A 17,348-nucleotide genomic window follows, 5' to 3' on the forward strand; every position below is an offset into this window, starting at 1 on the left:
TTTCGCAACGCTGTTGCCAAAGTGCAAGCGGTGGGGACAATGGGTGGCGTGAACAGGACGAGGACGGGGATGGCGCCGGGTTCGGCAGGCGGTGGGGCGGCGGGTGCGAATCTCGGCGCGCTGCGCAGCCACAACACCGCGCTGGTGCTGGGGCTGCTGCGGGACGCCGGGGCGCAGGGCATCAGCCGGCTCGAACTGGCCGAGCGCACCGGGCTCACCCCGCAGGCGGTCAGCAAGATCACCGCGCGGCTGCGGGAGGAGGGGTTCGCGGCGGAGGCCGGGCGGCGGGCGTCCACCGGGGGCAAGCCGCGCACCGTGCTGCGGCTGGTGCCGGAGGCCGGGCACGCGGTGGGGGTCCATCTGGACCGGGACGAGCTGCGGGCGGTGCTCGTCGACCTGGACGGGGCCGTGGTGGCGCGGCGGCGGACCGAACTGGATCTGGGGGCCGGGGCGGAGGCCGTGCTGCGGGTGGTGGGCGATGTGGTGGAGGGGGTCGTGACCGACGGCCTGGGCGGGCCGGCCGGCGCCGGGTCGCTGCTCGGGGTGGGGGTGGCGCTGCCGGGGCCGCTCGATCACGCGCGGGGTGTGCTGCACCGGGTGACCGGGTTTCCCGGGTGGGACGGCTTTCCGCTGCGGGACGCGCTGGCGGCGCGGCTGGGGGTGCCGGTCGTGGTGGACAAGGACACGAACGCCGCGGCGCTCGGCCTCTCGGTGGGGGGCGAGGGCGGGTCGTTCGCGTACCTGCATCTCGGTACGGGGCTCGGGGCCGGGCTGGTGATCGGCGGGAGCGTGCACCGGGGGGCGCGGACCGGGGCGGGAGAGTTCGGGCACCAGGTGATCCAGCTGGACGGGCCGCTGTGCGAGTGCGGGGACCGGGGGTGCGTGGAGGCGCTGTGCCTCGCGGCGGTGGGCCGGGGGGAGCCCGCGGAGGCGGCTCGGGTGCTGGGCGTGGGGGCGGCGAATCTGGTGGGGCTGCTGGACATCGACGTGGTCCTGCTCGGCGGCCGGACGATCAGCGGGGCGCCGGAGACGTATGTGCGCGGGGTCGGCGGGGTACTGGAGGCCCGGGCGCGCCGGGAGGGCGCGGGCGGCGCCCCGGTGCCGGTGCGGGTCGCCCCGCGGGGGGAGGAGGCGGTGGCCGAGGGGGCCGCACAGCTGCTGCTGGCGCCGGTGTTCGGGCGGGGGGACGGGTGAGGGGGCGGCGGCCCGCAGGGGCGGCCCGGCGGGGCTCGGGGCCGCGTCTTTGATGCGGGGCTGCTGCCGCGTGGGCGCGCTCACCCCCTTGCGCTGATCGAGCGGAGTTTCCCCCGCCCCGGAGTGGCACTCCCGCACACCGCCGGCCGCCCGGCAAGGTCATGTGTTCATGCGACTGTGCACGTCCCTGTCCCCCTGCCTCGCCGCAGCCGCCCTCAGCGTCCTCGTCCCCGTGTCGCCGGATGCCGCCCACGCCGACGCGGCCGTCGCCTGCGCCGGTGCCGACGCGCACGCCTTCCCGCTGGCCACCCGGATCCGCGGCGGTCCCGGCTCGTACGTGGCGGGCGGCGGCTACGGCACCTGGTACATCGACCTCACCAACACCACCCGCCGGACCTGCACCGGCATCCACCCGGTCGTCGTCCTCGTCGACGACAAGCGCGCGTTGCAACCCGGCCAGCCCCGGCTGGACTTCTACGACGGTCCCCGGGCCCGGCCGGTGTCGTTCGAGAGCACCGACGAGCAGGAGCTGGTCGGGGTGCTGGACGGCGCCGGGTTCGACGGGTTCGCCGTACCGCCCGGCAAGACCGTCAGCGTCCGGGTCAGGCTCTCGCTCACCTCCGACGCGGTGGTCGAGCGGGTCACCGCCAGCGCCGCCGTCGTCCAGCGCCGGGGCGGGAACGGGGAGTGGGTCGGGGAGTCCGGCCCGTACCGGTTCGGGATCGGACGGGAGGGGCGGGACGGGGTGGTCGTGCTGCCGGAACCCGAGGCCACGCCGGAACGCGAGGGCACGCAGGCGCCCGGGGGCACGCCGGCGCCCGGGGGCACGCAGGGGGGCGGGAGTGCGCCGCCCCGTTCCCCCGGGAGCCCGCAGGCCGCGCCGGGCGCCGGCACCGCCACGGGTGTCCCGACCTCGGCCTCGTCCTTCCCCTCCTCCGCCTCGCCGCTCCCCTCCTCCCTCCCCGCCTCCGTCCTCCCCTTCGCCCAGGAAGTGGCGGAAGTGGCCGAAGTGGCGGAAGCCGGCTCGCGGGCACGGGAGTTGGCGCGCACGGGACTCGGTCTCGCCCACGGGCTGTTCGCCGCTGCCGCCGCCCTGCTCGGGGTCGGCGGCGGCGCGTTCGTGCTGGCCCGCCGACGGCCCTGAACCGGGGTCCCGTACCCGCGACGCCGCCGCCGTCTGCGACGATCCCCGGGTGGACTACCCGAACGACCAGGCCCCCGGCGCCCCCGTCCGCTCCGGCATTCCCGAGCACGGGCGCATCCCCAAGTACTACGCGGTGAAGGCGCGGATCGCCGCATTGCTGGAGGAAATGGGGGAGGGCGGCGTCATCCCCACCGAACGTGATCTGGCCGAGCGGTACGACGTCGCGCGGGAGACCGTGCGCCAGGCCGTACGGGAGCTGGTGCTGGAGGGGCGGCTGCAACGCCGGGGGCGTGGCACCGTCGTGGCCGGGCCCAAGCTCGCCCAGCCGCTGTCCCTCGCCAGCTACACCGAAGGCGTGCGCCGCCAGGGCCGTACTCCCGGCCGTACCCTCGTCACCCTCGACCGTTTCCCCTGCCCGGACGCGCTCGCCGCCGAGACCGGGCTCACCCGGGGCGAGCCCGTGTGGCACCTGGAGCGGGTGCTGCTCGCCGACGACGAGCGGGTCGGGCTGGAGAGCACGTACGTCGCCGTCGCCCGGCTGCCCCGGCTGGACACCGACTTCGCCCCCGACTCCTCCTTCTACTCCTACCTCAAGGCCCAGGGCATCGTCTTCGCCGACGCCGACGAGCGCATCGAGACCGTGCTGGCCACCCCGCGCGAGGCCCTGCTCATCGGCACCCCGCCCGCCCTGCCCATGCTGCTGATCCACCGCCTCTCCCGGGACACCGAGGGGCTGCCGCTGGAGCGCGTACGCACCCTGTACCGCGGGGACCGGTTCTCCTTCACCGCCCACCTCACCGGCTGAGCGCCGCCCGTCTCACCAGGCGATTCCGGCCTGAACCCACCCATCGGGACCCTCGTAAATGTCACGAGAAGATAACGGGTCTAGCCCAAACGTGATGGGTCGTTCACGCTCTCGTTGTCAGCCGGACCCTTCCGGTTCCCCGACTCCGAGGAGCGTTGCCGTCGTGAGAGTGACAGTCGTAGGAGCAGGCGTGGTGGGCACCATGCACGCCTGGCAGGCAGTGCAGCGCGGCCACCAGGTCGTCCAGATCGAGCGTGAGGCGGAGGCGCGCGGCGCCTCGCTGCGCAACTTCGGACAGATCTGGGTCAGCGGCCGCGCGGGCGGAGAAGAACTGGAGACCGCGCTGCGGGCGCGGGAGCTGTGGGAGGAGATCGGCGGCCGGGTGCCCGGCCTCGGATTCCGGGCCAACGGATCCCTCACCCCCGTGCGCGGGGATCTCGAACTCGCCGTCGCCGAGGCCGCCGTGGCCCGCCCGGACGCCGCCGCCCGCGGCTACAAGCTGCTGACCCCCGGCGAGGCGCGGGCCCTGAACCCCGCCCTGCGCGGCGAGTTCACCGCCGCCCTCCACTGCGAGCGCGACGCCGCCGTGGAGCCGCGCACCGCCCAGCTCGCCCTGCGCGAAGAGCTGCTGAAGTCCCCGAACTACACCTTCCTGCCGGGACGGGAGGTGCGTGAGGTGGTCGGCGCGGCGAGCGTGCGCGACGACCACGGCGAGGTGCACCACGCGGACGCCGTCGTGCTGTGCACCGGTGCCTGGCTCGGCGGGCTCGTCCGCGAGCTGGCCGGACCCGATCTGCCCGTGCGCCGCGTCCGCCTCCAGATGATGCAGACCGACCCGCTGGGCGAGAAGCTCACCACCTCGGTCGCGGACGCCGACAGCTTCCGCTACTACCCGGCCTACGCCTCCCCGGCGCTGGACGCCCTCAACGCCGGCCGGCCGCAGCCGGCGACCGCCGCCGAGTACAAGATGCAGCTGCTCATGGTGCAGCGCGCCGACGGCGGCCTGACCATCGGCGACACCCACGAATACGAGCACCCCTTCGCCTTCGACACCGTCGAGGACCCCTACGACCACCTCACCGAGGTCGTCGAGTCCTTCCTCGGCCGGCCGCTGCCGAAGATCCGCCGCCGCTGGGCGGGCGTGTACGCGCAGTGCACCGACAAGAGCCGGGTCGTCCACCGGCAGCAGGTGAGCGACGGCGTGTGGCTGGTCACCGGGCCCGGCGGGCGCGGCATGACCTGCTCGCCGGCGATAGCCGAAACGACCGCGAACGAACTGGGCTGGTGAGTACCCCCATGACCGACATCCACGACATCCGTCTCGTCGTCCTCGACATGGCCGGCACCACCGTCGCCGACGGTGGTCTCGTCGAGCGCGCCTTCGCCGCCGCCGCCTGCGAACTGGGCGTCGAACCCGGCTCGGCCGAGCACGCGGAGCACCTCGCGTACGTCCGCGCCACCATGGGCGAGTCCAAGATCTCCGTCTTCCGGCATCTGTTCGGCGACGAGGCGCGCGCCCAGCGGGCCAACACCGTCTTCGAGCAGGCGTACGGCGAGCTGGTCGACGCGGGCCTCATCGCCCCCGTCCCCGGCGCCCGCGCCGCCGTCGAGGAACTCGCCGGCAGCGGTCGTGCCGTCGTCCTGACCACCGGCTTCGCCCGGGTCACCCAGGACGCCATCCTCGACGCCCTCGGCTGGCGGGACCTCGTCCCGCTCACCTTGTGCCCAGCCGACGCCGGCGGGCGCGGGCGGCCCTACCCGGACATGGTCCTGGAGGCCTTCCTGCGCACCAAGGCCGCCGAGGACGTGACGCAGGTCGCCGTCGTCGGCGACACCTCGTACGACGTGCTCAGCGGGGTACGCGCCGGGGCCGGGCTGGTCGCCGGTGTGCGCACCGGGGCCCACGGCGACGAGGCGTTCCGCGCCGCCGGTGCCACGCACGTCCTCGACTCCGTCGCCGCGCTGCCCGCCCTGCTGTCGGGAGCGCACTGACATGGGCATCCGCTTCGACTCCGTCACCGTCGCCTACGGCGGCAACGTCGTCCTCGACTCCCTCGACCTGACCGTCGAGCCGGGCGAGGTCATGGCGCTGCTCGGGCCGTCCGGCTCCGGCAAGACCACCGCGCTGCGGGCGGTCGCCGGGTTCGTGCGGCCCGTGTCCGGGCGGGTGCTCCTCGGCGGCCGGGACGTGACGGACCTGCCGCCGTACCGGCGGGGCATCGGCATGGTCGTGCAGCAGTACGCGCTCTTCCCGCACCTGCGGGTCGACGAGAACGTGGCGTTCGGACTCAAGGCACGCAGGACGGCCAAGAGCGAGATACGGCAACGGGTCGCCGAGGCGCTGGAGATGACCGGCATGGCCGCCTACGCCCGCCGCCACCCGCGCGAGCTGTCCGGCGGACAGCAGCAGCGGGTCGCCATCGCCCGCGCGCTGGCCATCCGGCCGGACGTACTGCTCCTGGACGAGCCGCTGTCCGCGCTGGACGCCCAGCTGCGCTCCGGGATGCTGGCCGAACTCGCCCGGCTGCACCGGGAGCTGCCCGACGTCTCGATGCTCTACGTCACCCACGACCAGGTCGAGGCACTGACCCTGGCCGACCGGATCGCGGTCATGGACAAGGCGCGGCTCCAGGCCTGTGGCACACCGAAGGAGCTGTACCGCTTTCCGGCCAACGAGTTCACCGCCTCCTTCGTGGGCGGCGCGAACCTGGTGCCGGTGACCGTGGGGTCGGGCGGTGTCTCCTTCGCGGGCACGGAGCTGAAGGTCGACACGGCGGACGCGGTCGCGGGTGCGCGGGCCACGCTGTGTGTACGGCCGCATCTGGTCGGGCTCGGGGAAGGCCCCAACCGGCTCGTCGGCACCGTCACCGAGATCCAGTGGCGGGGCGCCACGCACCGGCTGTACGTCGAGGTCGACGGGCACAGTGTGATGGCCGACCTGCGCGAGCTGAAGAATCCGCCCGGTCTCGGGGATTCCGTGGCGCTGCACTTCGCCTCGGACGACGCGGTGTTGCTGCCCGCGGGAGTCAGTCATGGCTGAGGCCGTGCAGAACGCGCGGGCCGTCCGGGGCCGGTCGAGTGGCTCCCCGCGCACGTCCGGGGCGTTGCTGTGGGCCCTTCCTCCCCTCGCCGCCCTCGCCCTCTTCTTCCTCTACCCCCTCGCCCTCGTCGTCCAGCAGTCCTTCCAGCCGGACTCCGGCGGCACCTCGCTCCAGCCCTACGCCGACGTCTTCGCCTCCGAGTCCTTCCGGCACGCGCTGTGGACCACCGTGTGGCTGGCGCTGGCCTCGACCGCCGGATGTCTGGTCCTCGGGTTTCTGCTGGCGCTGGTCATCGCGTTCGTGCCGTTTCCCGGGGCGAAGGCGGTGGCGCGGTTCATCGACGTGTACCTGTCCTTCCCGTCCTTCCTGATCACGCTGGCCCTGCTGTTCATCTACGGCACGACCGGCATCATCGGGTCGTTCCAGTTCCTGACCACGCCGTGGGGTGTGCTGCTGGCGGAGGTCACCTACTTCACGCCGTTCGTGATGCGGCCGCTGCTCGCCGCCTTCTCGCAGCTGGACACCGCGCAGCTGGAGGCGGCCAGTTCGCTGGGGGCGCGGGCGCCGCGGATCGTGCGGCAGGTGATCCTGCCCGAGGCGCTCCCCGCGCTCGCGGCGGGCGGCAGCCTCGTCCTCGTGCTCTGTCTCAACGAGTTCGGCATCGTGCTCTTCACGGGCGCGAAGGGGGTCACCACCCTGCCGATGCTCGTCTACGGCAAGGCGATCCTGGAGTCCGACTATCCGGGCGCGTGTGTGGTCGCCGTCGTCAATGTCCTGATCTCCGTGGGGCTGTACGGCCTCTACCGGGTGGTGAGCCGTCGTGCTGGTGCATAGCCGGGGGGCCAAGTGGGCCGTGTGGGCGGTGTTCCTGCTGCTCTTCGTGCCGCTGTTCGCCCTTCCCCTCCTCGTCGTCCTCGGTGCCTCCTTCGCCACCCACTGGTCCGGCGTCCTGCCCTCGGGCCTGACCACCGCCAACTACCGTTCCGCCACCCGGGGCGAGGCCCTCCAGGCGCTCACCACCAGCCTGCTCACGGCCACCGCCGCCAGCCTGCTCGCGCTGACCGTCGGCACCTGGGCCGCACTGGCCGCGGCGGCCCTGAAGAAGCGGTACCGGCGGGTCATGGACGCGCTGTTCGTGCTGCCGGTCGCCGTGCCGTCGGTCGTCGTCGGACTGTCGGTCCTGGTGGCGTTCTCCAAGCCGCCGATGCTGCTCAACGGCACCCGGTGGATCGTGATCCTCGCGCACACCGTGCTGGTCACGGCCTTCGCCCACCAGTCCGTGTCGGCGGCGATCACCCGCCTCGACCCGGCCTACGAACAGGCCGCCGCCTCCCTCGGCGCCCGGCCCTCCTATGTGCTGTGGCGGGTACGGCTGCCCCTGCTGCTGCCCTCGCTGACCGCCGCCGCCGGCCTCTGCTTCGCCCTGTCCATGGGCGAGCTGAGCGCCACGATGATGCTCTATCCGCCCGACTGGACCCCGTTGCCCGTCCTGATCTACGCGGCCACCGACCGCGGTGCCCTGTTCACCGGCTCCGCCGTCGCCGTGGTGCTGATGGCCGCGACCCTGCTCGTCCTGTTCGTCGTCTCCCGGGTCCGCACCCGGGCGTCGTACCGCTGACCCCCTCCTCAAACCCCCGTGAAAACGCCAGGAGTTGGCCTCGCCATGCCCAGAACCCGCATCACGCTCGCCGTAGCCCTCGCTCTCCTCGCCACCCCCGCGCTGGCCGCCTGCGGCGGCTCCTCCTCCGCCTCCGACGCGAAGGAAGTCACCGTCTACAGCGCCGACGGCCTGAAGGGCGAGAACGGCGACGGCTGGTACGACAGGGTCTTCGCGGACTTCACCAAGCAGACCGGCATCAAGGTCAAGTACGTCGAGGGCGGCTCCGGCGAGGTGGTGCAGCGCGCCGTCCGCGAGAAGAGCAACCCGCAGGCCGACGTGCTGGTCACCCTGCCGCCCTTCATCCAGCAGGCCGACGCCAAGGGCCTGCTGCAGAAGTACGAGGTGAAGGACTCCGACCAGGTCAGCGGCGCCGACAAGGCCATGGACGGCAGCTGGATCTCGGTCGTCAACAACTACTTCGGCTTCGTCTACAACAGGAAGGAGCTGAAGCAGGCCCCCAAGACCTGGGACGAGCTGCTCGACGCCAAGTACAAGAACAAGCTCCAGTACTCCACCCCGGGCGTCGCCGGTGACGGCACCGCCGTGCTGATCAAGGCGATGCACGACCTGGGCGGCAAGGAGCAGGCCCTCGCCTACCTGAAGAAGCTCCAGGCCAACAACGTCGGCCCGTCCGCCTCCACCGGCAAGCTCGCCCCCAAGGTCGACAAGGGCGAACTGCTCGTCGCCAACGGCGATGTGCAGATGAACTACGCCCAGTCCAAGACCATGCCGAACCTGGGCATCTGGTTCCCGGCCGACCAGAAGGGCAAGCCCACCACCTTCGCCCTGCCCTACGCGGCCGGCCTCGTCACCAAGGCCCCGCACAGCGAGAACGGCAAGAAGCTGCTCGACTTCATGCTCGCTCAGAAGCAGCAGCAGGAGGTCAGCGAGATCGGCGGCGGCTTCAGCGCCCGCCAGGACGTCAAGGCCACCGATGCCAACGCCATCGCCCTCACCAAGATCATGGACGGTGTGGACTTCTTCGAGCCCGACTGGAACGACATCAACAAGAACCTCACCTCCTACGTCGAGGACTGGAAGTCGGCCACCGGCAGCTGACCTGGACGACCGGGGTCAGGATCAGGCCACTCTGACTAGGCTGGGGGCGTCGGTACGCCGTGGTTCCGGCGCCCCCAGCTTTCTTGACCGTACGTACGCCAGGAGACGCACAACATGGCAGACCGCAAGCCGATCGAGTCGTGGCTCACCGACATGGACGGTGTCCTGATCCACGAGGGCGTTCCGATCCCCGGCGCCGACGCCTTCCTGAAGAGGCTGCGCGAGTCCGGGCGGCCCTTCCTGGTGCTCACCAACAACTCCATCTACACCGCCCGCGACCTGCACGCCCGGCTGCGGCGGATGGGCCTGGACGTGCCGGAGGAGAACATCTGGACCTCCGCCCTGGCCACCGCCCAGTTCCTCGACGACCAGCGGCCCGGCGGCAGCGCCTACGTCATCGGCGAGGCCGGTCTGACCACCGCGCTGCACGACATCGGCTACATCCTCACCGACCACGAGCCCGACTTCGTGATCCTCGGCGAGACCCGCACCTACTCCTTCGAGGCCCTGACCAAGGCCGTCCGGCTGATCAACGACGGTGCCCGGTTCATCGCCACCAACCCCGACAACGTCGGCCCCTCCACCGAGGGCGACCTGCCCGCCACCGGCTCGGTCGCCGCCCTGATCACCGCCGCGACCGGAAAGAAGCCGTACTTCGTCGGCAAGCCCAACCCGCTGATGATGCGGGCCGGCCTGAACGCCATCGGCGCCCACTCCGAGACCTCCGCGATGATCGGCGACCGCATGGACACCGACGTCCTCGCGGGACTGGAGGCCGGGATGCGCACGTTCCTGGTGCTCAGCGGGGTCACCCAGCCGGCCGACGTCGACCAGCACCCCTTCCGGCCCTCGCAGGTCGTCGACTCCATCGCGGACCTGGTCGACCTCGTCTGAGACCGGATCGGCCGGGGTTCCCAAACCCCGGCTCACCCGTATGGAGCAATCGGGCGCCTTCCGAGGATGCGGGGGCGCCCGGTGCGGGGGAGCCTCCAGATAACTGGAGGTTCACGATGGGCTCACTTCGCCTCACTGTCTGTACCGGAATCCTGGCCGTCACCGCGCTCACGCCGTCTGCCCACGCGGCCGACGGCGCTTCGTTCTCCGACGCCGGCACGGTCTCCGTGACCCCTGCCTCCCCGGCACCCGGTACCGACGTGGCGGTACGGGCCGTCGGCTGCTCCGGACCCGAGGGCACCGCCGTCTCGACCGCGTTCGTCGCCGACGCCCGGCTGACCGGCAACCGGGACGCCCTGTCCGGCGACACCCGCGTCCGCTCCTCCCTCGCGCCGGGCGCCTACGACGTGAAGGTCATCTGCGCCGATCACGTCGTCACCGGGACGATCAGGGTGGCCGGCCGGGGCGCAGGGGCCGGTCGGGGGACGGGGCAGGCCGACGGGCCCGTCCGGCCGCCCACCGACGCCGCCTCGCCCGTCGCCCCCGTCCACGCGGGCGGCGGCGGCACCGCCACGCACTTCGCCACCGTGGCCACCAGCGAGTCCGGGCCCGGCGCCGCCCAGGCGGTGACCGGCCTCGGGCTCGCCGGCATCGCCGCGCTCGCCGTCGGGCTGCGCGCCCACCGGGGCCGTAACAGCCGTCACACCCGCTGACGGGCCGGCATGACCGACGACCACGGGCCCGCCACCACCGGAACCGGCCGGCTGGTCACCGTCCTGGCCTGGGCACTGCTGCTGCTCGGGCTGTGGCTGTGGGGGCGAGAGATCACGGGCGTACCGCACCACACCGACAGCCCGGACACCGGTGACGTGTTCGTCGCCGGCGCCGCCCTGCCCCGCCCGGCCGCACCGCTCGGAGACGCACTGCCCCAGCGCGTCGACATCCCCCGGCTCGGTGTGCGGGCACCGGTGGTGGCCCGCGGCCTGGACGCCGAGGGCGCCGTCGACCCGCCCCCCTTCGATCAGCCGGGGGTGGTCGGCTGGTACGGCGCCGGCACCAGGCCCGGCGCGAAGGGCGCCGCCCTGCTGGTCGGACACGTCGACACCGAGACCCGGCGCGCCGTCTTCTACCGGCTCAGCACGCTCAGGCCGGGCGTGACGGTCCGGGTGGTCCGCTCGGACGGCAAGGTCGCCGAGTTCACCGTCGACGACGTCCGCGTACTGCCCCGCGACGACTTCGACGCCCACCAGGCCTACGGCCCCCACCAGGCCGGCCGCGCCGAACTCCGGCTGATCACCTGCGGCGGCACCTTCGACCGCGTCACCCGCAGCTACACCGCCAACGTGGTGGTCTCCGCCTACCTCACGGGCACCGCCCACTGACCCCGCGCGCCCCACCACGCGACCTCGTGGCGAACCGTCCCGATATGCCAGCATGGAGCGGCACCCGGACCAGTGCGCCCAGGGGGGAATCGCATGTACGACAGCAGGGGGGCCCGGTCGACCGCGCGGGCGTCCGCGGCGGCGGTGCTGGGGGCGGCACTGCTGCTCGCCGGCTGCTCCTCGGGGGGCGGCGCGGACCAGCACGCCGACCCGGGGGGCCCGATCACCCAACAGCCCAAGTCCGCCGACCCGTTCTGGGTGAACCCGGACGGCACCGCGGCCCGCCGGCTCGCCGGCTCCACCAAGGCCGGCAAGACATCGGAGAGCGAACAGATCCGGAAGATCGCCCGGCAGCCGGTGGGGGAGTGGATCGGCCCGGAGAACCCGGAGCAGGAGGCCCGCGGCTTCACCGAGGCCGCCCAGCACGCCGACCGCACGGCCCTGCTCGTCCTGTACGACATCCCGCACCGCGACTGCGGCCAGTACTCGCAGGGCGGTGCCGCCGACGGCGACGCCTACCGCGCCTGGATCGACGGCGTGGCCCGGGGCATCGAGGACCGCCCCGCCGTCGTGATCCTGGAACCGGACGCCGTACTCCACCTCGTGGACGGCTGCACCCCGGACCAGTTCCACGAGGAGCGCTACGACCTCCTCAAGGGCGCGGTCGCCAAGCTCAAGTCCCTGAAGAACACCAAGGTCTACCTGGACGCGGGCAACGCCGGCTGGGGCCACCCCGACCAGATCTTCCAGCCCCTCCGGCAGGCCGGCGTCGACCAGGCCGACGGCTTCTCCGTCAACGTCTCCAACTTCTACTCCACCCAGGACTCCATCGCCTACGGCAGGCAGCTCTCGGCCAAGGTGGGCGGCCGGCACTTCGTCATCGACACCAGCAGAAACGGCAACGGCCCCTACACGTCCGGCGACCCGGCCCAACGCTGGTGCAACCCGCCGGGCCGGGCCCTGGGAGAGACCCCGACGACGAAGACGGCCGACCCCCTGGTGGACGCCTACCTGTGGGTCAAGCGCCCGGGGGAGTCGGACGGGACGTGCAAGGGGGGCCCGAAGGCGGGGCAATGGTGGGAGAGTTACGCGCTCGCCCTGGCCGAGAACAGCAAGTGACAGCACGGGCGTCCCGGGCGGAGCCCGGCTGCGGAACGGCCTTGAGTCTCCAGTGACTGGAGACAGCAGAGTAGGGGCCATGGACGCGACGACCCTCTATTCGATCGGGGAGCTGGCCCGCCGGACCGGCTTGTCCGTGAGGACCATCCGGTTCTACTCCGATTCGGGGGTGGTCGCGCCGACCACTCGAAGTCCCGCCGGATATCGGCTCTACGACCTCGACGCACTGCTTCGCCTGGAACTCCTGTGCACCCTGCGCGAGTTGGGCATCGACCTGGCCACGATCCAGCGGGTCATGGACCGCGAGCTCTCGGTGGCGGAAGTCGCCGCTGCGCACGCCGACGCCATCGACGTCCAGATCCGGGGGCTGCAACTGCGTCGGAGCGTGCTGCGAGTCGTGGCCGGACGCGGTTCCGATCCCGAGGAGACCAAGCTCATGCACAGGCTCACGCAGTTGTCCGCCCAGGAGCGTCGCCATCTGATCGACGACTTCGTGGAGGGCACCTTCGGCACGGCCGACGCCGACCCTGCCGCCGTGGCAATGATCCGTGCCGCCACTCCCGATCTCCCCGACGACCCGTCCAGCGAACAGGTCGCCGCCTGGGTGGAGCTCGCCGAGTTGGTCGGCGACGACGAGTTCCGGGCCCGGATGCGCCGGATGGCCGTGCGCCAGGCCGCCGGGCACCCGCCCGCCCTCGAGAGCGAGGCCGGCGAGGAACTGATGACCTTCACCCGGCGGCAGGTGACCGAAGCCAGGGAGTCCGGCATCGACCCGCTCACCGACAGGGCCGCACCCGTCGTCGACGACCTTGTCCAGCGCTTCGCCGAGGTGTTCGAGCGCACTCCCGACAAGGAGTTCCGGGACTGGATGGCCCGGCGGTTCGAAGAGGCGCACGATCCCGAGGTCGACCGGTACTGGCGGCTGGTCTGGATCGTCAACGGCTGGCAGGTGCTGCCGAACCTGACCCCGGTGCACTCCTGGCTCGTCCCGGCCCTGCGGACTGACCGCGACGTGTAGTCACCGTGGTCCGCCCGGCGGTCGGCATCGCGCCGACGGTCCGCATCGCCCCTGCTCAGGCACATGATCCGAGCCCCGGCCACTAGGGAACCCGGACCCATTGCGCGGTCGAGGGCGTCCCCTGGTCATCGTCCACGAACAGCATGTACCACCCCGACGGCACCAGATTCCGGTTCGTCGGCACCGTCACCGTGATCCTGTCCCCGGACACCTTGAAGTCCAGCGCGATCGAGCGCTGATCCACATCCGTCACATGCGTCGAAGCACTCGGCCGCATCAACCGCGCCTTCCTGACGGCGGCCGCCTGCTTCGACGTGAACGTCCCCGAAGCGCCACGGGCGATCGTCTGCGGACCGCCACCGAGCGAGGGCCGTGCGTCCCGGTACAGATACGGCGGGGTGTAGATCTCGATCCGCTGCTCGAACGTCCCCGGCTTGGTGTTCGCCTTGTCCCCGTACAGCGAGTCCGAGCCGAAGAACATCACCCGCCCGTCCGGCAGCAGGATCGACCCGGAGTGGTAGTTGCGCCCCACCAGCGGATCGGCGACCCGCGTGAAGCTGTTGCTGTCGGGGTGGTACAGCCGCGCCTGGAGGATGTTGGAGTCGCCGCGCCCCCGGTAGTCCTGCGAGCCGCCGGACACCAGGACCGTGTCGTCGGGCAGGATCGAGGTCTGCGGATAGCGAGTGCCCTTCTCCAGCCCGGGCCCGTCCACGAACCGGGGATCCCTGGCCTTCAGACCGATGAGCCGGGTCTTCCTGCTGGACAGCTTCGACTCCCCGACACCGCCGCCCCCGACCACCATGAACCTCTCGTCCTGCGCCGGCGGCAGCAGCACGGTCGCGGAGGTCTCCATCATGTCCGGGTCGCCGAGTCCGGGCAGCTTCGTGAACCGGTTGGTGTCCACGTCCCAGATCCCGGGATCCCGGCCGACGTCGTCCGGCCCGTACCCCGCGTTCGCCCCCGAGTAGAAGACCTTTCCGTTCTGCATCAGGAACAGCGCCGGATAGGTCGGGAACTGCCGGGTCTTCTGCGTGTACGTCCACTTCTTCGTCGCCGGGTCGAAGATCTCGTTCTTGCCCGGCACCAGCTGACCGATGTCGTCCAGACCCGAGACGCTGAGGATCCTCCCGTCCGACAGCGTCGTGAGCGTCGGATACCAGCGGGCCTCGTTCATCGGGTCGACCTTGATGTACCGCTCGGCGACCGGGTCGAACTCGTAGGCGTTCTTGATCCCCTCGAAGTCCTTCTTGTCGAGGGCGAGCTTCTGCGCGATGCCGTACGTGTTGCGCGCGTCGGCGCCGGCCAGGCCCTGGATCCGGTAGTTGTCCTGGGTGCCGGTCTCGTACTCGGTGCCTGCGCGCGGGGCCTCGACGTAGACCCGGCCGTAACCCGGGTTGTTCCGCAGCCACTTGCCGGTCCGGTCGAAGACCTTCGTCGCGCGCGGGACGAGGACCGGGTCCTGGGAGACGAACGTCCTGCCGTTCTGCTTGCCGGTGAACCGGGTGCCCGCCGGCAGCGTCATCGGCTTGTCCGGGTTCTCGTTGTAGAGGATCATGACGCCGCCCGCCTTCTTGACGTCGCCCTTGAGCTTCTCGTACCGCTTGGTGCCGCCGGCGATCAGGATGTCGCCGTTGCCGAGCTGGGTGTGACCCGTGCAGAAGAGGTCGGCCGGGGTGGGCACCTTCTTGATCGTGCCCTTGACCGGGTCCCAGATCCGGGTGTCGAACCTCTTGGCGTCGAAGTTGTCCTGGTTGTTGCCCGAGCCCGCGATCATCAGGATCTTCCCGGTACGCAGCAGGGACGCGTGGATGGTGTCCTGGCGGTACTCCTTGGGGAACTCGATGATGTCCCAGTGGCCGTTCGCGGCCTTGTACTCGGGTCTGTTGATCTTGTACTGGTGGTACTGCTCGGTGCCGAAGCGGTAGACCCACGGCCCGTCCATCCCGGCCAGGGCGAGTACCACCGCCGTGCCTATCGCGAGGCGACGGGCGCGACGACGGCCGGCCTGCTGCTTCATTCCTTACGTCCCCCCGGTCCGCCGAGAGCGATCTGCATGGTCTGTTCGTGGTCCTCGGCCGGACCGGCCCAGGCGGGCCGCCGCGCGGTGTACCCGGCGGGCACCGCGTCCTGCGGTTCGGCGGCCGCCACCGGCCTGCGCCTCTCCTGCCGCAGCGTGTACCGCCAGGCGAAGATCGGTGAGGCGGTGATCAGCAGCGCGAGCGCCGCCCAGACGATCATCGCGGGCTGCGAGTGCCCGAGCGCGAAGCCGGCGCCGAGCGAGCCGGCGAAGACCAGGATGAAGAACCAGTGGATCCGGAAGGTCCCGAACAGCGTGTCGGGGCTGGCCGATTCGCCCTTGGGCGTCACCACGAACTTGCTCTTGCGGCGCAGTACGGCGTCCATGAGGGAGCGCGCGTAGACGGGCGCGGACAGGGCGGACATCACCATGCCCGCCACGCCGCCGGACCCCTCCGGCTCGTGCGGGGAGACGTTGTGCCGCCGGTTCCAGATGTACAGCCCGATCTGGAGCGCCGAGGCGTTGCCGTACAGCATCAGCCACACGGTCGGGTCGATGTTCACACCCGAGGCGCCCAGGCCCAGGAACAGGGCGCAGCTCAGCGCCGCGAGGATCCAGTTGAGGGCGGACATCGGATAGAAGATGATCATCATCGTGTAGTTGAAGAGCTTGCCCGGCCCGAGCGTGAACAGGCCCTTCCAGTACTGCTTGAGGATCGTCTCGTAGGTGCCCCGGGACCAGCGCAGCTGCTGGGTGAAGAAGTCGGTCCAGGCGTTCGGGCCCTCGCCGACGGCGAGCACGTCCGGGGTGTAGACGGACTTCCATTTCCGGCCCGTCGCGGGGTTCCTGGCCCGGTGCATCTCGAAGCCGGTCGCCATGTCCTCGGTGATCGAGTCGTACAGCCCGCCGATCTGCTTGAGCGCCCTGATCCGTACGGCGTTGGACGTGCCGACGAACATCGGGGCGCCGTAGCGGTTGCCGGCGCGCTGGATCAGCGCGTGGAAGAGGAACTGCTGGGACTCGGCGGCCTTGGTGACGAACGTGTCGTAGTTGCCGTAGACCTGCGGGCCGATGACGAAGCCGACGTCCGGGTCGCGGAAGTAACCGAGCATCCGCTCCAGGTAGTTGGGCAGCGGGACGTGGTCGGTGTCGACGGAGGCGAAGAAGTCGTACGCGTCGCCGTGCGCCTCCAGCCAGGCGTTGTAGTTGCCGTGCTTGGTCCTCGCGCGGTGCGGGCCCCTGGGCCGGTTCCACTTCTCGACGCCCTTGCGGGTGAAGTGGTGCACGCCGAGCCGGGCGCAGACCTGCTTGACGGCCGGGTCGTCGCCCTCGTCCAGCAGCCACACGTGCAGCAGGCCCCGGTGCCGCAGCCGCACCGCCGCCTGAAGGGTCTTCGTCACCATCGCCAGCGGCTCCTTGCCGGGCACGAAGGAGGTGAGGAAGGCGACGCGGGTCCCGTTCTGCGGGACCACCGGGACCGGGTCGCGGGCGACCAGCGTGGCGTGCGCGTTGGACAGCACGTTCATGCAGCGGAAGAACTCGATCAGGCCGATCGAGACGAGCATGACGGTGTCGAGCGCCGGCAGAAAGTCGTAGGCGGGGTAGTCGCGGTGGGTCCAGTGCTCCGGACGCAGCAGCCAGAACAGCAGGACCAGAGAGAGGACCGGAGCGGCGCCCAGCATGAGCGCGGCACGTATGCGATGCGGTTCCTGCGACAGCAGCGAGCGGTACTGCACGGTGTACGGCTCGGTCGGGTCGGGCTGGGTGAGCGGGCCCGCGAGCCGGCTGTAGTGCTCGTAGTCGTATCTCGGCAGGCTCGTCCGTATCCGGCGGAACTGGCCCGTCCGGTGGCCGACCGCCCTGAGCCGTGTGGTCTGTGACGGGTCGTCGTGAGCGTGGCTCTGCCCGGCGCCCGGCGGCGTCGACGTCATGAGCATTCCCCCCACACGCAGGTCACCGCGTGTTGTGTCGGTCCTTTCCGCCCGGCAGGCCCCCCTCGGCCCGCGCGCACGGAA

At 71.6% G+C, this 17,348-nt stretch carries 16 protein-coding genes; 14 read left to right on the top strand and 2 right to left on the bottom strand.

Features of this window, described 5'->3' with window-relative positions:
* Nucleotides 1–39: 39 nt before the first annotated feature.
* From ADK64_RS33940 to ADK64_RS34005, 14 genes are all read left to right on the top strand, one after another.
* Entirely contained in the window at nt 40–1,194 is a 1,155-nt protein-coding gene (locus ADK64_RS33940) for an ROK family transcriptional regulator (RefSeq protein WP_420713079.1), read from the top strand.
* Nucleotides 1,195–1,363: 169 nt separating this feature from the next.
* Nucleotides 1,364–2,338 (top strand): hypothetical protein, encoded by a 975-nt coding sequence (locus ADK64_RS48785; RefSeq protein WP_324614474.1) that lies wholly within the window; start codon nt 1,364–1,366, stop codon nt 2,336–2,338.
* A 49-nt stretch (nt 2,339–2,387) separates the two neighbouring features.
* Nucleotides 2,388–3,143 carry a GntR family transcriptional regulator gene (locus tag ADK64_RS33950; RefSeq protein WP_053665465.1) on the top strand — a complete coding sequence of 252 codons (756 nt, stop codon included), beginning with the start codon at nt 2,388–2,390 and terminating at the stop codon, nt 3,141–3,143.
* 202 nt (nt 3,144–3,345) lie between these two features.
* Nucleotides 3,346–4,431, top strand: a complete 1,086-nt coding sequence (locus ADK64_RS33955; RefSeq protein WP_234384822.1) for a TIGR03364 family FAD-dependent oxidoreductase — start codon at nt 3,346–3,348, stop codon at nt 4,429–4,431.
* Nucleotides 4,432–4,439: 8 nt separating this feature from the next.
* On the top strand, nt 4,440–5,135 hold the full coding sequence (locus ADK64_RS33960) for an HAD family hydrolase (protein ID WP_053665469.1): 696 nt from the start codon (nt 4,440–4,442) through the stop codon (nt 5,133–5,135).
* A 1-nt stretch (nt 5,136) separates the two neighbouring features.
* Nucleotides 5,137–6,183: an ABC transporter ATP-binding protein gene (locus ADK64_RS33965; protein ID WP_053665471.1), complete on the top strand. Its 1,047-nt coding sequence runs from the start codon at nt 5,137–5,139 to the stop codon at nt 6,181–6,183.
* On the top strand, nt 6,176–7,018 hold the full coding sequence (locus ADK64_RS33970; protein WP_078993010.1) for a 2-aminoethylphosphonate ABC transporter permease subunit: 843 nt from the start codon (nt 6,176–6,178) through the stop codon (nt 7,016–7,018). Before ADK64_RS33965 ends, ADK64_RS33970 begins: the two co-directional genes overlap by 8 nt.
* Entirely contained in the window at nt 7,005–7,802 is a 798-nt protein-coding gene (locus ADK64_RS33975) for an ABC transporter permease (RefSeq protein ID WP_199829783.1), read from the top strand. The genes ADK64_RS33970 and ADK64_RS33975 overlap by 14 nt, the downstream gene beginning before the upstream one ends.
* Nucleotides 7,803–7,847: 45 nt before the next feature.
* Nucleotides 7,848–8,903, top strand: a complete 1,056-nt coding sequence (locus tag ADK64_RS33980; protein WP_053665474.1) for a 2-aminoethylphosphonate ABC transporter substrate-binding protein — start codon at nt 7,848–7,850, stop codon at nt 8,901–8,903.
* A 114-nt stretch (nt 8,904–9,017) separates the two neighbouring features.
* Nucleotides 9,018–9,797, top strand: a complete 780-nt coding sequence (locus tag ADK64_RS33985) for an HAD-IIA family hydrolase (RefSeq protein ID WP_053665476.1) — start codon at nt 9,018–9,020, stop codon at nt 9,795–9,797.
* A gap of 116 nt (nt 9,798–9,913) precedes the next feature.
* A complete protein-coding gene (locus ADK64_RS33990) occupies nt 9,914–10,510 on the top strand; it encodes a hypothetical protein (RefSeq protein WP_053665478.1) in 597 nt (198 codons plus the stop codon).
* Nucleotides 10,511–10,519: 9 nt separating this feature from the next.
* Nucleotides 10,520–11,179: a class F sortase gene (locus ADK64_RS33995; protein ID WP_053665480.1), complete on the top strand. Its 660-nt coding sequence runs from the start codon at nt 10,520–10,522 to the stop codon at nt 11,177–11,179.
* A gap of 93 nt (nt 11,180–11,272) precedes the next feature.
* Nucleotides 11,273–12,298 (top strand): glycoside hydrolase family 6 protein, encoded by a 1,026-nt coding sequence (locus tag ADK64_RS34000; protein WP_053665482.1) that lies wholly within the window; start codon nt 11,273–11,275, stop codon nt 12,296–12,298.
* 79 nt (nt 12,299–12,377) lie between these two features.
* On the top strand, nt 12,378–13,316 hold the full coding sequence (locus ADK64_RS34005) for a MerR family transcriptional regulator (protein WP_053665484.1): 939 nt from the start codon (nt 12,378–12,380) through the stop codon (nt 13,314–13,316).
* An 82-nt stretch (nt 13,317–13,398) separates the two neighbouring features.
* On the opposite strand, the gene ADK64_RS34010 is transcribed toward ADK64_RS34005, so the two are convergent.
* Together ADK64_RS34010 and ADK64_RS34015 are read right to left on the bottom strand one after the other, a co-directional pair.
* Entirely contained in the window at nt 13,399–15,333 is a 1,935-nt protein-coding gene (locus ADK64_RS34010) for a kelch motif-containing protein (RefSeq protein ID WP_053665486.1), read from the bottom strand.
* Nucleotides 15,330–17,264, bottom strand: a complete 1,935-nt coding sequence (locus ADK64_RS34015; protein ID WP_053665811.1) for a glycosyltransferase family 2 protein — start codon at nt 17,262–17,264, stop codon at nt 15,330–15,332. Before ADK64_RS34015 ends, ADK64_RS34010 begins: the two co-directional genes overlap by 4 nt.
* Nucleotides 17,265–17,348 lie beyond the last annotated feature (84 nt).

It is taken from the genome of Streptomyces sp. MMG1121 (assembly GCF_001280015.1).
Taxonomy (GTDB): domain Bacteria; phylum Actinomycetota; class Actinomycetes; order Streptomycetales; family Streptomycetaceae; genus Streptomyces.

What these genes read in the sequence shown, in the direction of transcription:
- ADK64_RS34015 (WP_053665811.1), bottom strand. Translation starts at nt 17,264, where the DNA reads ATGACGTCGACGCCGCCGGGCGCCGGGCAGAGCCACGCTCACGACGAC.
- ADK64_RS34010 (WP_053665486.1), bottom strand. Translation starts at nt 15,333, where the DNA reads ATGAAGCAGCAGGCCGGCCGTCGTCGCGCCCGTCGCCTCGCGATAGGC.
- ADK64_RS33995 (WP_053665480.1), top strand. Translation starts at nt 10,520, where the DNA reads ATGACCGACGACCACGGGCCCGCCACCACCGGAACCGGCCGGCTGGTC.
- ADK64_RS33955 (WP_234384822.1), top strand. Translation starts at nt 3,346, where the DNA reads ATGCACGCCTGGCAGGCAGTGCAGCGCGGCCACCAGGTCGTCCAGATC.
- ADK64_RS48785 (WP_324614474.1), top strand. Translation starts at nt 1,364, where the DNA reads ATGCGACTGTGCACGTCCCTGTCCCCCTGCCTCGCCGCAGCCGCCCTC.
- ADK64_RS34000 (WP_053665482.1), top strand. Translation starts at nt 11,273, where the DNA reads ATGTACGACAGCAGGGGGGCCCGGTCGACCGCGCGGGCGTCCGCGGCG.
- ADK64_RS34005 (WP_053665484.1), top strand. Translation starts at nt 12,378, where the DNA reads ATGGACGCGACGACCCTCTATTCGATCGGGGAGCTGGCCCGCCGGACC.
- ADK64_RS33985 (WP_053665476.1), top strand. Translation starts at nt 9,018, where the DNA reads ATGGCAGACCGCAAGCCGATCGAGTCGTGGCTCACCGACATGGACGGT.
- ADK64_RS33970 (WP_078993010.1), top strand. Translation starts at nt 6,176, where the DNA reads ATGGCTGAGGCCGTGCAGAACGCGCGGGCCGTCCGGGGCCGGTCGAGT.
- ADK64_RS33990 (WP_053665478.1), top strand. Translation starts at nt 9,914, where the DNA reads ATGGGCTCACTTCGCCTCACTGTCTGTACCGGAATCCTGGCCGTCACC.
- ADK64_RS33960 (WP_053665469.1), top strand. Translation starts at nt 4,440, where the DNA reads ATGACCGACATCCACGACATCCGTCTCGTCGTCCTCGACATGGCCGGC.
- ADK64_RS33965 (WP_053665471.1), top strand. Translation starts at nt 5,137, where the DNA reads ATGGGCATCCGCTTCGACTCCGTCACCGTCGCCTACGGCGGCAACGTC.
- ADK64_RS33980 (WP_053665474.1), top strand. Translation starts at nt 7,848, where the DNA reads ATGCCCAGAACCCGCATCACGCTCGCCGTAGCCCTCGCTCTCCTCGCC.
- ADK64_RS33940 (WP_420713079.1), top strand. Translation starts at nt 40, where the DNA reads ATGGGTGGCGTGAACAGGACGAGGACGGGGATGGCGCCGGGTTCGGCA.